The 14168-nt window shown below is 52.3% G+C and carries 24 protein-coding genes and 1 pseudogene; 24 read left to right on the forward strand and 1 reads right to left on the reverse strand.

Features of this window, described 5'->3' with window-relative positions:
* The 24 genes and pseudogenes from B3K78_RS02975 to rplQ all read left to right on the forward strand — a co-directional run.
* Positions 1-138: pseudogene (locus B3K78_RS02975) on the forward strand (50S ribosomal protein L2); the annotation flags it as partial.
* Positions 139-166: 28 nt separating this feature from the next.
* The gene (rpsS, locus tag B3K78_RS02980) at positions 167-442 is read left to right on the forward strand and encodes a 30S ribosomal protein S19 (protein WP_027874867.1); all 276 of its coding nucleotides are present in this window, start codon (positions 167-169) and stop codon (positions 440-442) included.
* 25 nt (positions 443-467) lie between these two features.
* On the forward strand, positions 468-806 hold the full coding sequence (gene rplV, locus B3K78_RS02985; protein WP_027874868.1) for a 50S ribosomal protein L22: 339 nt from the start codon (positions 468-470) through the stop codon (positions 804-806).
* A gap of 13 nt (positions 807-819) precedes the next feature.
* Positions 820-1494, forward strand: coding sequence for a 30S ribosomal protein S3 (rpsC, locus tag B3K78_RS02990; RefSeq protein ID WP_027874869.1), 675 nt, complete (start codon positions 820-822; stop codon positions 1492-1494).
* 11 nt (positions 1495-1505) lie between these two features.
* The gene (rplP, locus tag B3K78_RS02995) at positions 1506-1919 is read left to right on the forward strand and encodes a 50S ribosomal protein L16 (RefSeq protein ID WP_027874870.1); all 414 of its coding nucleotides are present in this window, start codon (positions 1506-1508) and stop codon (positions 1917-1919) included.
* Entirely contained in the window at positions 1919-2110 is a 192-nt protein-coding gene (rpmC, locus tag B3K78_RS03000; RefSeq protein WP_027874871.1) for a 50S ribosomal protein L29, read from the forward strand. The genes rplP and rpmC overlap by 1 nt, the downstream gene beginning before the upstream one ends.
* 1 nt (position 2111) lies before the next feature.
* Positions 2112-2378 (forward strand): 30S ribosomal protein S17, encoded by a 267-nt coding sequence (rpsQ, locus tag B3K78_RS03005; RefSeq protein WP_027874872.1) that lies wholly within the window; start codon positions 2112-2114, stop codon positions 2376-2378.
* Positions 2379-2437: 59 nt separating this feature from the next.
* On the forward strand, positions 2438-2806 hold the full coding sequence (gene rplN / locus B3K78_RS03010; RefSeq protein WP_027874873.1) for a 50S ribosomal protein L14: 369 nt from the start codon (positions 2438-2440) through the stop codon (positions 2804-2806).
* A gap of 34 nt (positions 2807-2840) precedes the next feature.
* Positions 2841-3158: a 50S ribosomal protein L24 gene (gene rplX, locus B3K78_RS03015; protein ID WP_027874874.1), complete on the forward strand. Its 318-nt coding sequence runs from the start codon at positions 2841-2843 to the stop codon at positions 3156-3158.
* Positions 3159-3171: 13 nt separating this feature from the next.
* Positions 3172-3711: a 50S ribosomal protein L5 gene (gene rplE, locus B3K78_RS03020; protein ID WP_027874875.1), complete on the forward strand. Its 540-nt coding sequence runs from the start codon at positions 3172-3174 to the stop codon at positions 3709-3711.
* A gap of 12 nt (positions 3712-3723) precedes the next feature.
* On the forward strand, positions 3724-4029 hold the full coding sequence (gene rpsN, locus B3K78_RS03025; protein WP_027874876.1) for a 30S ribosomal protein S14: 306 nt from the start codon (positions 3724-3726) through the stop codon (positions 4027-4029).
* Positions 4030-4081: 52 nt separating this feature from the next.
* Positions 4082-4477, forward strand: coding sequence for a 30S ribosomal protein S8 (gene rpsH / locus B3K78_RS03030; RefSeq protein ID WP_027874877.1), 396 nt, complete (start codon positions 4082-4084; stop codon positions 4475-4477).
* Positions 4478-4503: 26 nt separating this feature from the next.
* Positions 4504-5037, forward strand: a complete 534-nt coding sequence (gene rplF / locus B3K78_RS03035; RefSeq protein WP_027874878.1) for a 50S ribosomal protein L6 — start codon at positions 4504-4506, stop codon at positions 5035-5037.
* 10 nt (positions 5038-5047) lie between these two features.
* The gene (gene rplR, locus B3K78_RS03040; RefSeq protein WP_027874879.1) at positions 5048-5398 is read left to right on the forward strand and encodes a 50S ribosomal protein L18; all 351 of its coding nucleotides are present in this window, start codon (positions 5048-5050) and stop codon (positions 5396-5398) included.
* A 10-nt stretch (positions 5399-5408) separates the two neighbouring features.
* On the forward strand, positions 5409-5921 hold the full coding sequence (gene rpsE / locus B3K78_RS03045) for a 30S ribosomal protein S5 (RefSeq protein WP_027874880.1): 513 nt from the start codon (positions 5409-5411) through the stop codon (positions 5919-5921).
* Positions 5922-5940: 19 nt separating this feature from the next.
* Positions 5941-6117 carry a 50S ribosomal protein L30 gene (gene rpmD, locus B3K78_RS03050; RefSeq protein ID WP_027874881.1) on the forward strand — a complete coding sequence of 59 codons (177 nt, stop codon included), beginning with the start codon at positions 5941-5943 and terminating at the stop codon, positions 6115-6117.
* A 12-nt stretch (positions 6118-6129) separates the two neighbouring features.
* Complete coding sequence (gene rplO / locus B3K78_RS03055; RefSeq protein WP_204995350.1) at positions 6130-6564, forward strand: 50S ribosomal protein L15; 435 nt, start codon at positions 6130-6132, stop codon at positions 6562-6564.
* A 13-nt stretch (positions 6565-6577) separates the two neighbouring features.
* Complete coding sequence (secY, locus tag B3K78_RS03060) at positions 6578-7906, forward strand: preprotein translocase subunit SecY (RefSeq protein WP_027874883.1); 1329 nt, start codon at positions 6578-6580, stop codon at positions 7904-7906.
* 32 nt (positions 7907-7938) lie between these two features.
* Complete coding sequence (gene rpmJ, locus B3K78_RS03065; protein ID WP_084495682.1) at positions 7939-8055, forward strand: 50S ribosomal protein L36; 117 nt, start codon at positions 7939-7941, stop codon at positions 8053-8055.
* A gap of 132 nt (positions 8056-8187) precedes the next feature.
* Positions 8188-8544: a 30S ribosomal protein S13 gene (rpsM, locus tag B3K78_RS03070; RefSeq protein WP_027874884.1), complete on the forward strand. Its 357-nt coding sequence runs from the start codon at positions 8188-8190 to the stop codon at positions 8542-8544.
* Between the two features lie 74 nt (positions 8545-8618).
* Positions 8619-9011 (forward strand): 30S ribosomal protein S11, encoded by a 393-nt coding sequence (gene rpsK / locus B3K78_RS03075; RefSeq protein WP_022960548.1) that lies wholly within the window; start codon positions 8619-8621, stop codon positions 9009-9011.
* Between the two features lie 23 nt (positions 9012-9034).
* Positions 9035-9655 carry a 30S ribosomal protein S4 gene (gene rpsD / locus B3K78_RS03080; protein ID WP_027874885.1) on the forward strand — a complete coding sequence of 207 codons (621 nt, stop codon included), beginning with the start codon at positions 9035-9037 and terminating at the stop codon, positions 9653-9655.
* Between the two features lie 33 nt (positions 9656-9688).
* Positions 9689-10690, forward strand: a complete 1002-nt coding sequence (locus B3K78_RS03085; RefSeq protein ID WP_027874886.1) for a DNA-directed RNA polymerase subunit alpha — start codon at positions 9689-9691, stop codon at positions 10688-10690.
* Positions 10691-10746: 56 nt separating this feature from the next.
* Positions 10747-11136: a 50S ribosomal protein L17 gene (rplQ, locus tag B3K78_RS03090; RefSeq protein ID WP_027874887.1), complete on the forward strand. Its 390-nt coding sequence runs from the start codon at positions 10747-10749 to the stop codon at positions 11134-11136.
* An 81-nt stretch (positions 11137-11217) separates the two neighbouring features.
* Here rplQ and uvrA read toward each other — a convergent pair whose 3' ends face one another.
* On the reverse strand, positions 11218-14043 hold the full coding sequence (uvrA, locus tag B3K78_RS03095; RefSeq protein ID WP_286694242.1) for an excinuclease ABC subunit UvrA: 2826 nt from the start codon (positions 14041-14043) through the stop codon (positions 11218-11220).
* Positions 14044-14168: the final 125 nt, after the last annotated feature.

Genomic DNA, 14168 nt, shown 5'->3' on the forward strand with positions numbered 1-14168 from the left:
CACCCACATGGTGGTGGTGAAGGTCGTACCTCTGGTGGTCGTCATCCTGTAACTCCTTGGGGTGTTCCGACTAAAGGGTATAAGACCCGTAAAAATAAGCGTACAGATAAGCTGATTGTGCGTGATCGCAGAAAATAAGCGCAGTCAGAGTAAAGAGGATTAGCTTGTGCCACGTTCATTGAAGAAAGGACCGTTTATCGATCTTCATCTTTTGAAGAAGGTAGAGACAGCGGTTGAGAAAAACGATCGTCGTCCGATCAAGACCTGGTCGCGTCGTTCTATGATTCTCCCCGAGATGGTTGGTTTAACCATCGCGGTACACAACGGTCGTCAACATGTTCCGGTGATGGTTACCGAGGATATGGTTGGGCACAAATTGGGTGAATTCGCCGCGACTCGCACCTACAAGGGGCACGTGGCTGATAAAAAGGCCAAGCGTTAAGCTTGGGCTGGGAGAGGCATAAACGATGGAAGTAGCGGCACGTTTAAAAGGCGCACGTATCTCCGCCCAGAAGGCCCGTTTGGTTGCTGACCAGATTCGCGGCAAGGGTGTAGAAGAAGCGCTGGATTTGTTGACGTTTAGCTCCAAAAAGGCAGCCGGCATCATTAAGAAGGTGCTGAACTCTGCAATCGCCAACGCCGAGCACAACGAAGGTGCTGATGTTGATGAGTTGCGAGTTTCGACAATCTTTGTCGACGAGGGTATGACGATGAAGCGTCTGCGCCCCCGTGCAAAAGGCCGGGCCGATCGCATCTTGAAGCGGTCTTGTCATATCACGATTAAAGTAGCCGACGGCGAAGGTTAGTAGGAGAGACCAAATGGGTCAGAAAGTACACCCGACCGGCATCCGGCTCGGAATTGTAAAAGATCACAACTCTGTCTGGTATGCCGGCAGCAAACAGTACGCGCAACAGCTGGTGACTGATATCCAAGTTCGCGAATACTTGGAAGAGAAGTTGGCGCACGCTTCTGTTAGCCGCATTGTGATCGAGCGTCCGGCACAAACCGCACGCATTACTATTCACACTGCACGCCCTGGCATTGTTATTGGCAAAAAGGGTGAAGACGTTGAGAAGCTGCGCAAAGAGCTCAGCAAGCGCATGTCTGTACCCGTGCACATTAACATTGAAGAGGTTCGCAAGCCGGATCTTGATGCGAAGCTGGTTGCACAGAATGTTGCACAGCAGCTTGAGCGCCGCGTTATGTTCCGTCGCGCGATGAAGCGTGTGGTACAGAATGCAATGCGCCAAGGCGCGGAAGGCATCAAAGTACAAGTTAGTGGCCGTGTTGGTGGTGCTGAGATCGCACGTACTGAGTGGTACCGGGAAGGTCGTGTACCTCTCCACACTCTGCGCGCAGATATCGACTACGCCACATACGAGGCAGCGACTACCTACGGCATCATCGGTGTCAAGGTCTGGATCTTCAAGGGTGAAATCCTGGGGAACAGAAACGAAGCAGTCGAAGCCAAGGCTAAGAAAGGTTCAGAGTAAGGGTTACGCACATGTTACAGCCGAAGCGCACAAAGTTTCGCAAGGTACAGAAGGGCCGCAATCGCGGTCTGGCAGAACGCGGCAGCCGGGTCAGCTTTGGTGATTTCGGCCTGAAAGCAGTCGGACGCGGTCGTATCACCGCTCGCCAGATCGAGGCAGCTCGTCGTGCCATGACTCGTCACATTAAACGTGGCGGTAAAATCTGGATCCGCGTTTTCCCGGATAAGCCAATTACTGAGAAGCCTCTCGAGGTTCGTCAAGGTAAAGGTAAGGGTAACGTTGAATATTGGGTTGCCCAAATTCAACCCGGTAAAGTGCTGTATGAAGTAGAAGGTGTGCCCGAAGAGCTGGCGCGTGAAGCCTTTGCACTGGCAGCAGCTAAGATTCCGGTAGCAACCCAATTTGTTAAGCGGGTGGTGATGTAATGAACGCTATTGAATTACGCGAAAAGTCAGTAGACGAGCTCAATGCCCAGCTGCTGAAGTTGCTCGAAGAGCAATTCAAGCTGCGCATGCAGAAAAGTACCGGCCAGTTAGCGCAGACGCATCTGCTGAAGCAGACCCGTCAAGAAATCGCGCGCATTAAGACTGTGCTCCAGGAAAAGGCAGGTAATTAAAATGTCAGAAGCAGCAAAGAGCGCTCGTACCGCCACCGGTAAGGTAGTTAGCGACAAGATGGATAAAACCATCACTGTACTGGTAGAGCGTCGTGTGAAACACCCAATCTACGGTAAGTACTTGACCCGTTCTTCTAAAGTCCACGCTCATGATGAGAATAATGAGTGCAAGACTGGGGACGTGGTAACAGTTTGTGAGACGCGTCCGCTGTCTAAGAGTAAGTCATGGACTTTGCTGCGCGTTGAAGAGACGGCTAAGCAGATTTAATTTGGCCGGCGGCCTGTGTTCAATGGCTTGATGCACAGTTGACTGCTTTGGAGTAAGAAATGATTCAAACAGAAAGCTATTTGGAAGTTGCAGATAACAGTGGCGCGCGTCGCGTTATGTGCATCAAAGTGCTTGGCGGCTCACACCGTCGTTACGCTCGTGTCGGCGATCTGATCAAAGTCACTGTCAAAGAGGCAATTCCTCGCGGCAAAGTGAAAAAAGGTCAGGTAATGACAGCGGTCGTAGTTCGCACCAAGAAAGGCGTTCGTCGCGGCGATGGTTCGCTGATTAAGTTCGACGACAATGCAGCAGTACTGCTGAACGCCAGTTTGGCTCCTATCGGTACTCGTATTTTTGGGCCGGTGACGCGAGAGCTGCGTGGTGAGAAGTTCATGAAGATTATCTCTCTGGCACCTGAAGTACTGTAATTGGTTCGCTGAAGAGAAGACTGAGGTCAGCATAATGCGCAAGATTAAACGTGAAGACGAAGTTATCGTCTTAACCGGTAAAGACAAAGGCAAGCGCGGCAAGGTACAGAAAGTACTGGACGAAAATCGCGTGCTGGTCTCCGGCATCAATATGATCAAGAAGCACCAACGTCCAAACCCACAGCTGGGTGTGGCCGGCGGTATCGTTGAGAAAGAGGCGCCTATCCAGGTGTCGAACGTCGCGATTTATAATCCGTCTTCGAATAAAGCGGATCGGGTGGGCTTCAAAGTTGCTGAAGACGGCACTAAGACCCGCGTATTTAAATCCAGCGGCGAAGCGATCGACGCGTAGGGGTTATTAGAAAATGGCACGATTAAGCGAACTGTATAACAACGAGTTGCGCGCCAAGCTTATTGAAGAGCTGGGTCTCGCTAACGCGATGGAAGTTCCCCGTATTACCAAGATCACTCTGAACATGGGTGTGGGTGAAGCCGCGGGCGACAAGAAAGTATTGGAAGCTGCTCTGGCTGACCTTGAGAAAATCAGCGGTCAAAAGCCTGTGGTAACCAAAGCGCGTAAATCAATTGCGGGCTTTAAAATTCGTGACGGTTGGCCGATTGGCTGTAAAGTCACGCTGCGCCGTGAGCGTATGTATGAATTTCTGGATCGCTTGATCTCTGTTGCTATCCCTCGTGTACGTGACTTCCGTGGTATCAGCCCTAAGTCATTTGACGGTCGCGGTAACTTTGCGATGGGTGTGACTGAGCAGATCATTTTCCCGGAAATTGATTACGATAAAGTCGATACCCTACGTGGCTTGGATATTACTATCACCACGTCAGCGCGTAACGATGATGAAGGTCGAGCGTTGTTGAAAGCGTTCAACTTCCCGTTCAAAGCTTAAGGGGTTAGGGATATGGCAAAGCAGTCAATGAAAGCGCGCGAAGTAAAACGTGCTCGCGCAGTCGCCAAATACGCCGCTAAGCGTGCTGAACTTAAGGCTATTATCGCCAGCGTTGACGCAAGCGATGAAGAAAAGTGGGACGCCCAGGTTAAGCTGCAGAAGCTGCCGCGTGATGCGAGCCCTGTTCGTCAGCGCCGTCGTTGCCAGGTAACTGGTCGCCCTCACGGTGTTTACCGCAAGTTCGGCCTGTGCCGTAACCAACTGCGCCAAGCTGCGATGCGTGGCGATGTGCCTGGTCTGGTTAAGGCCAGCTGGTAAGATTGAGAATTTTGCTGTCGCGCGATAACGCGGCGATAAATGGGAGCAAAACATGAGCATGCAAGATCCTTTAGCGGATATGCTGACCCGCATCCGCAACGCTCAGATGGCTGGGAAGACTGAGGTTCAAATGCCTTCTTCTAAGCTGAAAAAGGCGGTAGCCAATGTACTTGAGCAGGAAGGCTACATCGCCGGTTCTCGTGTAGACGATAACGCTGGTAAAGCCACTCTGAGCATCGAGCTGAAGTATTTTCAAGGTAAACCGGTTATCGCTGAAATTCAGCGTGTTAGCCGCCCAGGTCTGCGCGCTTATGCGGGTAAAGAAGATCTTCCGGAAGTACGTGCCGGACTGGGTATTGCCATTGTCTCCACCAGCCGTGGTGTGATGACAGACCGCGCTGCACGTGCAGCGGGTGTTGGTGGCGAAGTGCTCTGCACTGTTTTCTAAATCGACGGTTAGAAGAGTTTTCTAAAATGTCCAGAGTAGCGAAAAGTCCAGTGGCTCTCCCAAAAGGGGTTGAAGTCACACTCGGCGCCGACAGCATTGCGGTTAAAGGCAAGAATGGCAACATGTCCATGCCGCTGCACGAGTCCGTCGAAGTTAAACAAGAAGATGGTCAGCTTGTATTTGCTGCCCGTGAAGGTGCAAAAAATGGTTGGGCAATGGCGGGAACCACTCGCGCCTTGGCCAACAACATGGTGATCGGCGTCAGCGAAGGTTTTCAGCGTAAGTTGATCCTGAACGGTGTTGGTTATCGTGCCAAAGCAAGCGGTAAGTCTGTCAATTTGGTGCTGGGTTTCTCCCACCCCATTGACTACGATTTGCCCGAAGGGGTTAAAGCAGAAACTCCCTCTCAGACGGAAATTGTTCTGACAGGTAGTGATAAGCAGGTTCTCGGCAAGGTTGCCGCGGAAATCCGCGCCTTCCGTCCGCCCGAGCCCTATAAAGGTAAAGGTGTTCGCTACGAAGACGAAGTTGTTCGTCGTAAAGAAGCGAAGAAAAAGTAAAGGCTAGCATATGAGCGATAAGAAAGTTTCAAGATTACGTCGTGCACGCCGAGCTCGCGCTAAAATGCGCGAACTGCGAGCGGTTCGTCTGTGCATTCATCGCACTCCGCGCCATATGTATGCGCAACTGATTGCAGCAGAAGGTGATCGCGTTCTTGCCAGTGCTTCGACACTGGACAAAGAGTTGCGTAGCGCATCAAGTGGCAATATCGGTGCAGCGGCTGGCGTTGGCAAGCTGATTGCAGACCGTGCTAAGGCTGCGGGTGTAACAAAGGTCGCTTTTGATCGCAGTGGATTCCGTTTCCACGGTCGAGTCAAGGCGCTGGCAGATGCTGCCCGTGAAGGCGGATTGGAATTCTAAGGTTTAGGCGATGGCGTACAACGAGCAGAAAGACAAAGCAAACACAGAAGGCCTCCAGGAAAAACTGGTTCAGGTTAACCGTGTTGCCAAAGTGGTCAAGGGCGGTCGTATTTTCAGCTTCACCGCGCTGACCGTGGTAGGTGACGGCAACGGCAAAGTTGGTTTCGGCCGCGGCAAGGCTCGTGAAGTGCCTGTCGCCATCCAGAAGGCAATGGAAGCGGCTCGCCGCAACATGGTCCAGGTGGATATCAAGGGCGATACCCTGCAATACGCAGTAAAAGGTGTTCATGGGGCCTCTAAGGTCTACATGCAGCCGGCGTCAGAAGGTACTGGTGTTATCGCCGGTGGTGCGATGCGTTCTGTGCTTGAAATTGCGGGTGTACACAACGTACTCGCCAAGTGCTATGGGTCTACCAACCCGGTAAACGTAGTGCGTGCAACAATTAAGGCACTGCAAAGTATCTCTTCTCCTGAAGAAGTCGCAGCGAAGCGCGGCAAATCGGTAGAAGATATCCTGGGCTAAAAAAGGGGCAGGATTCATTATGAGCAAGATTAAAGTTACACAGGTCCGCTCAGTAGCGGGCCGATTGAAGGCTCACAAAGCCTGCGTTGCGGGCCTGGGTCTGCGTCGCATTGGTCACACTGTCGAAGTGGAAGACACTCCTTCAGTACGTGGCATGATCAATAAAGTTAACTATCTGATTCGTGTTGAGGGTTAAAAAATGAGCGAGTTGCGTTTAAACACGCTGAGCCCCGCCCCAGGTCGTGTTAAAGACGGCAAGCGGGTCGGACGCGGTATCGGTAGCGGCTTGGGTAAAACTGCGGGTCGTGGCCACAAAGGCCTGAAGTCTCGTTCAGGTGGTAGCGTACGTCCCGGTTTCGAAGGCGGCCAAATGCCTTTGCAGAAACGCCTGCCGAAGTATGGTTTTACTTCTCGCATGGCCTCTGTAACCGCACAGATTCGTACTTCTGAGCTGAATGCTGTTGGCGAAGATGTTGTCGATCTGGATGCGTTGAAGCGTGCCGACCTGGTGTCAAACAACATCGAGAGAGCGAAAGTCTTTCTTTCTGGTGATGTGACCAAGGCTGTTACAGTTAAAGGTTTGGCTGTGACTAAAGGCGCCCGCGAAGCTATCGAAAAAGCTGGCGGCAAAGTCGAAGAATAGGGAACTATAACCCATGGCGAAATCCAGTCCTTTGACAACTGGAAAGCAGTCCGGACTAGGCGAGCTTATGGCTCGCCTTCGTTTTCTGTTGTTGGCGATAATTGTCTATCGCATCGGCACCCACATTCCGGTGCCCGGCATCAACCCGGATCAACTCGCCGCCCTGTTTAATCAAAATCAGGGTACGGTTCTTGGCCTGTTTAATATGTTCTCTGGTGGTGCACTAGAGCGCATGAGTATTCTGGCTTTGGGTATCATGCCTTACATTTCTGCATCCATTATTATGCAGCTAATGTCCGCCGTGAGCCCGCAGCTGGAAGCCCTTAAGAAGGAAGGTGAAGCCGGCCGCAGACAAATCAGTCAGTACACCCGTTATTTGACGGTGGTGTTGGCCTTGTTGCAAGCGACAGGTATGACGGTTGGCCTGGCTAACCAGGGCCTCGCCTTTAATGCGGATATCAGCTTTTACTTCACCGCGGTGGTTTCTCTGGTAACGGGCGCTGTCTTCATGATGTGGCTCGGCGAGCAAGTCACCGAGCGAGGTATCGGTAACGGTATTTCTATGCTGATTTTCGCCGGTATTGTTGCAGGGCTGCCTTCGGCTGTTGGGCAATCTTTAGAGCAGGCTCGTCAAGGCGAGTTGAATGTACTGGTGTTGCTGGCGATTTTGGTTCTGGCAGTTGCGGTAATTTACTTGGTGGTCTTCATCGAGCGTGGCCAGCGCCGCATCACGGTGAACTACGCCAAGCAGCAACGCGGCAATCGGATGTATCAGGCTCAGTCAAGCCATTTGCCTCTGAAGGTGAACATGGCCGGTGTTATACCTGCTATTTTCGCATCCTCGATTCTGCTGTTTCCTGCGTCTATCGCGCAGTGGGTAGGACAAAGTAATGAGGGTATGGAGTGGCTGCAAGAGTTGGCATTGGCTATTGGCCCCGGTCAACCACTCAATATCATTCTATTTACAGCCTTGATTGTCTTCTTCTGCTTCTTCTACACCGCGTTGATGTTTAACCCGGATGAAGTCGCGGATAACTTGAAGCGTTCAGGTGCTTTTTTGCCAGGTATTCGCCCTGGTAAGCAGACGGCAAGTTACATTGATGATGTGCTTACTCGCCTGACAATGTTTGGTTCGCTATATATCGCCGGTGTCTGCCTGCTGCCACAGTTTTTGGTAGTTATGTGGAACGTTCCGTTCTATCTGGGTGGTACATCGCTGCTGATCGTAGTGGTCGTGGTTATGGACTTCATGGCACAAGTACAGTCGCACATGATGTCTCACCAATACGACTCGGTGATGAAAAAAGCTAACCTGAAAAATTACGGTAGCGGCGCCCGCTAATCGCGGCGCAGCAATTTGTTTGGAGTGTCGTCATGAAAGTTCGTGCATCGGTAAAGAAAATTTGCCGCAACTGCAAAATCGTTCGTCGCAAAGGTGTTGTTCGCGTTATCTGTAGCGCAGAGCCACGTCATAAGCAGCGGCAGGGCTGAGCAAAATTTGGTCGCTGGGCTTGAAACCCGGCCCGGTTGTAGATAGACTACGGCGCCTTTCGCGCGGGGTCTGTTCATCTGGCCAGATTTTGTCAAGCGTTAAAAGTTAAAGCTTTAATTGGAGTAATCTGAATGGCTCGTATTGCGGGTGTTAACATACCAGATAACAAGCATGCCGTTATTTCGTTGACTTATATCTACGGAATTGGTCGCACAACTGCTAAAAAATTGTGCGCGGGCAACAACATTGCGGAAGACGCGAAAATCGCTGACCTGACTGAAGAGCAGCTCGATTCACTGCGTAACGCAATTGCCAAAATGACGGTAGAAGGCGATCTGCGCCGCGAAGTATCTATGAACATCAAGCGTCTGCTGGACCTTGGCTGTTTCCGTGGGCTGCGTCACCGTAAGGGTCTTCCCCTGCGTGGTCAGCGTACGAAAACTAACGCGCGTACTCGCAAGGGTCCACGTAAGCCGATTCGCAAGTAATTGCGAAGCAGCAAAGCGCCTTTAGTGTAGCTACACCACTAGTGTAGTGTTGATATTAGAAGCAGGAAGTAAACATGGCTAAACCAGGCAAGCAAGCGCCTCGCAAGAAGGTCAAAAAGACCGTTGTCGATGGCGTCGCGCATATTCATGCGTCATTCAACAACACCATCATCACCATTACAGACCGCCAAGGAAACACTCTGAGCTGGGCAACAGCTGGTGGTAGTGGTTTCCGCGGTTCGCGTAAAAGCACCCCCTTTGCGGCACAGGTTGCAGCAGAGCGCGCGGGTAATGCTGCGAAAGACTACGGTCTTAAAAATCTTGACGTAGAAGTTAAAGGTCCCGGACCTGGCCGTGAGTCGGCTGTTCGCGCTTTGAACAACTGCGGCTACAAGATCACCAACATCACAGACGTGACGCCCATCCCCCATAATGGTTGCCGTCCTCCCAAGAAACGTCGCGTGTAATTAACAGTTGAGGAATAGTTAACATGGCTAGATATTTAGGCCCGAGCTGTAAATTAGCAAGACGGGAAGGCACTGACCTGTTTTTGAAGAGTGGCGTTCGTCCTCTGGATTCTAAGTGCAAAGCCGAAAACGCTCCCGGTATGCACGGTGCGCGTCGCGGACGTTTGTCCGACTACGGCGTTCAGCTTCGCGAAAAGCAAAAAGTTCGTCGTATGTACGGTGTTCTGGAAAAGCAATTCCGTAGCTACTACAAGAAAGCGGCAAGCAAGAAGGGCGCAACTGGTGAAAACCTGCTGCAATACCTCGAAGGCCGTTTGGACAATGTTGTATACCGTATTGGTTTCGGTTCTACTCGTGCCGAAGCGCGTCAGTTGGTATCACATAAAGGTATCCTCGTTAATGGCCAGACCGTTAACGTACCGTCTTATCAGGTTCAGCCTGGTGACGTGATTAGCCTGCGTGAAAAAGCGAAGAAGCAACTTCGTGTTCAGTCCGCACTTGCACTTGCAGCACAGCGCGGCGACGTGTCTTGGATTGATGTAAACAGCGACAAAATGGAAGCCGTTTACAAAAATGCACCAGACCGTAGCGACTTGTCTTCAGAGATCAATGAACAGCTGATCGTTGAGCTTTACTCGAAGTAAGTTATTTCCGGACATTCTCACTACAGGTGATCTATGCAAAGTGCAGTGAATGAATTTTTAACACCGCGAGTGATCCAGGTTGAAGAGCAGGGTCAAACTCGCGCGAAAGTCACCTTGGAGCCGCTTGAGCGTGGTTTTGGGCATACCCTGGGTAACGCCTTGCGCCGTATTTTGCTGTCTTCAATGCCTGGTTGTGCGGTGACCGAAGCTGAAATCGACGGTGTGTTGCACGAATACAGCGCAATGGAAGGTGTTCAGGAAGACGTTATCGAAATCCTGCTTAACCTGAAAGAAGTGGCGGTGATTCTTCATGGTAAAGACCAAGCTGTATTAACACTCAGCAAAAAAGGCGAAGGCCCGGTAACTGCTGGTGATATTCAGACTGACCATGAAGTTGAAATCGTCAACCAGGATCACGTCATCGCCAACCTGAATTCTGGTGGCGAGCTGAATATGCGCCTCACGGTTGCTCGCGGTCGTGGCTATGTCCCCGCCGACGTTCGCAACGGTGGCGAGGAAGAGACACGCTCTATCGGTCGTTTGCAGTTGGATGCTAGCTACAGCCCAATCAGCCGCGTTAGCTACGTTGTAGAAAATGCGCGGGTAGAGCAGCGCACCGACCTTGACAAGTTGGTACTGGATCTCGAAACCAACGGCACCATTGATCCTGAAGAGGCGATCCGTCGCGCGGCGACTATTCTTCAGCAGCAGCTGGCGGTGTTCGTTGATCTTGAAAGCGAAGGTGAGAAAGAGCCCTCGCGTGAAGAGAACGAAGTCGATCCTATCCTGCTTCGCCCAGTCGACGATCTCGAGTTGACCGTGCGCAGTGCGAACTGTCTGAAAGCTGAAAATATTTACTACATCGGTGACCTGGTACAGCGTACCGAAGTTGAGCTTCTGAAAACGCCGAACCTCGGCAAGAAGTCTCTGACTGAGATCAAAGATGTATTGGCTTCTCGTGGCTTGTCTTTGGGCTTGCGCCTAGACAATTGGCCACCGGCTAGCCTGAGAAACGACGACCGGGTTCTTGCGTAAGCATTGAACCGAAGATTATTTTGCTGAGATAGCAACGTTTATTAAAGGAAAAAGCCATGCGTCATCGTCATAGCGGCCGTCAACTGAACCGCAATAGCTCGCATCGCAAAGCGATGTTTCGCAATATGACGGCTTCATTGGTAGAGCACGAATTGATTAAAACGACTCTGCCTAAAGCCAAGGAACTTCGCCGTCACGCGGAGCCACTGATTACTCTCGCAAAAACAGATAGTGTTGCAAACCGCCGTTTGGCCTTTGCGCGTCTGCGTAGCGACGAGGCAGTGGGTAAGTTGTTCAACGAGCTTGGCCCGCGTTACGCGGCTCGCCCAGGCGGTTACATTCGCATTATGAAGTGTGGTCTGCGTACTGGCGACAAAGCTCCTATGGCTTACGTCGAGCTAGTTGATCGCCCAGTTGCGGATGAGATCGAAGACGACGAAGAGTAAGCTCTTCGCTGTTTCGACAGCATAAAAAAGCCGGCTATGCCGGCTTTTTTTATGCCTGTTGATTAGTAATAGCTTGCCGTATTACTTGAGCATGGGTTTTAAAAAGCGCCCGGTGTGGGACGCGGCAACTTGTGCAAGTGTTTCAGGGCTTCCCTCGGCGATGATTTGACCGCCACCGCTGCCGCCTTCGGGCCCCAGATCAATAAGCCAGTCGGCGGTCTTAATAACATCGAGATTGTGTTCGATGACCACCACGGTGTTACCGTGGTCACGCAGCCGGTGGAGTACCGTCAATAGCAGTTGAATGTCTTCGAAGTGCAGGCCGGTGGTTGGCTCATCGAGAATGTAAAGGGTTTTGCCGGTGTCGCGCTTGGAGAGTTCTTTGGCAAGCTTTACGCGCTGCGCTTCACCACCTGACAGGGTTGTTGCCGCCTGGCCCAGGCGAATATAGCTCAGGCCGACGTCCATTAGCGTTTGAAGCTTTTTCGCAATAGCTGGCACATTTTCGAAGAAGCTGTTGGCGTCTTCGACGGTCATCTCCAGCACTTCGTGGATGTTTTTTCCTTTATATAAAATGTCGAGTGTCTCGCGATTATAGCGTTTGCCCTGGCAAACCTCGCAGGCGACGTAGATGTCTGGCAGGAAATGCATCTCTACCTTAGTAACCCCGTCACCTTGGCAGGCTTCGCAGCGGCCGCCCTTGACGTTAAAGCTAAAGCGGCCAACTTTGTAGCCTCTGGATCGCGCCTCCTGAGTGCCGGCAAAAAGCTCTCGGATGGGGGTAAAGATTCCGGTATAGGTCGCTGGGTTGGAGCGAGGGGTTCGGCCTATTGGGCTCTGGTCGATGTCGATGCATTTATCGACGAGATCCAAGCCCTTGATGTCGCTATATGGGGCGGGTTTCAGCGTGGTGGCGCCGTTCAACACAGTCGCCGCAATCGGGTACAGGGTGTGGTTGATCAGCGTTGATTTCCCTGAGCCTGAGACACCGGTAATGCAGGTCATCAAGCCCAGGGGGATATGCAAGTCGACGTCTTGGAGGTTGTTGCCTATGGCGCCTTCTAGGTGAATGTAGCGTTCGGCATCCGGTTGGTGGCGCGCTGTGGGGATCGCGATACAGCGTTTCCCGGACAAATAATCGCCAGTAAGGGATTGCTCACTGCTTAGTATGTCGTCCAAGCTTCCCTTTGCCACGACTTGGCCGCCGTGAACACCTGCCCCGGGGCCGATATCGATAATGTGGTCGGCAGTGCGTATCGCGTCTTCATCATGTTCAACAACAATGACGGTATTTCCGATATCGCGCAGGTGGCGCAGGGTGTTGAGAAGTCGTTCGTTGTCGCGTTGGTGCAGGCCTATCGACGGTTCATCCAGGATATACATCACGCCTACGAGGCCTGCGCCGATCTGACTGGCGAGACGGATGCGCTGTGCCTCACCCCCTGAAAGGGTATCGGCGCTGCGGTCGAGGCTCAGGTAATTCAGGCCAACATCCACCAGAAAGCGCAGGCGGTCGTTGATCTCTTTCAATATTTTTTCAGCTATTTGTGCCCGGCGACCGCTCAGCGCTAAATTTTCGAAATACTGTTTGGCGGCGCCCACCGGCATCGAGGCAATATCGGGCAGCGTTTGCTCCTCGATAAAGACATGTCTGGCTTCCTTGCGCAGCCGCGTGCCCTGACAGTCCGGGCACGCGTGAGTGCTCAGGAATTTACTCAGGTCTTCGCGTACGGTCTGCGATTCGGTGTCTCGATAGCGGCGTTCCATATTGGGAATAACGCCTTCGAAGCGGTGCTTGCGTTGGAAGCTGTCGCCGCGATCATTGATATAGGTAAAGCTGATCTCCTCGTTACCGCTGCCGTGCAAAATGCGCTGCTTATTTGCTTTGCTCAGGGATTCGAAGGGCGCGTCAATGTCGAAATCGTAGTGTTCGGCCAGTGACTTCAACATATGAAAATAATAAACGCTGCGCCGATCCCAGCCGCGGATCGCCCCTGTGGAGAGGCTGGCCTCGGGATGCTGCACAATGCGTGACTCATCAAAGAATTGTCTAACGCCGAGTCCGTCGCAGCTGCCGCATGCGCCAAGCGGGCTGTTGAAGGAAAACAGTCGGGGCTCTAATTCGCTTAAGCTATAGCCACAGTGAGGGCAGGCAAATTTAGCGGAAAAGCTAAGCTCTGCTTTGCTTGGGTCATCCATGTCGGCAACGCTGGCAATGCCGTCGGTGAGCTCCAGGGCGGTCTCGAAAGACTCGGCCAGGCGTTGGGCTAAATCGCCGCGCACTTTGAAGCGGTCGACTACCACGTCTATGGAATGTTTCTTTTTCTTATCGAGCGTGGGGGCGTCATCCAAATCGACGACGATGCCGTCGATACGCGCACGCACGAAACCCTGGCTGCGCAGTTTGTCTAGCACATGAAGGTGTTCGCCTTTGCGGTTTTTGATCACTGGGGCGAGCATCATCATCTTGCTGCCCTCGGGAAGAGACAAAACGGTGTCGACCATTTGGCTCACCGTCTGTGCGGCCAGTGGCGCGTCGTGATCGGGGCAGCGCGGTTCGCCGGCGCGGGCGAACAGCAGGCGCAAGTAGTCGTAGATCTCGGTGATGGTGCCCACGGTCGAGCGCGGGTTGTGAGAGGTCGACTTTTGCTCAATTGAAATGGCTGGCGACAAACCGTCGATGTGGTCGACATCGGGTTTTTCCATCATGGACAGGAACTGCCGTGCATAGGTCGACAGCGACTCAACGTAGCGCCGCTGGCCTTCGGCGTACAGCGTGTCAAAGGCTAGGGACGATTTGCCAGAGCCAGACAAGCCGGTGATGACAACCAGCTTGTCGCGGGGAATCTCCAGGTCGATATTCTTCAGATTGTGGGTGCGAGCACCGCGAACGATAATCCGATCCATTACAAACCCCGATAAAACAAACCCAACATTATACGGGGCGGAATCAAGGCGGCGCAAAGGCCAACTGGTTTTTTAGGGGGCGGCAAACTGGTAGACTACTGGCGGTTACTTCATTGATTACCGCT

This window comes from Spongiibacter sp. UBA1325, assembly GCF_002306875.1.
GTDB lineage: Bacteria > Pseudomonadota > Gammaproteobacteria > Pseudomonadales > Spongiibacteraceae > Spongiibacter > Spongiibacter marinus.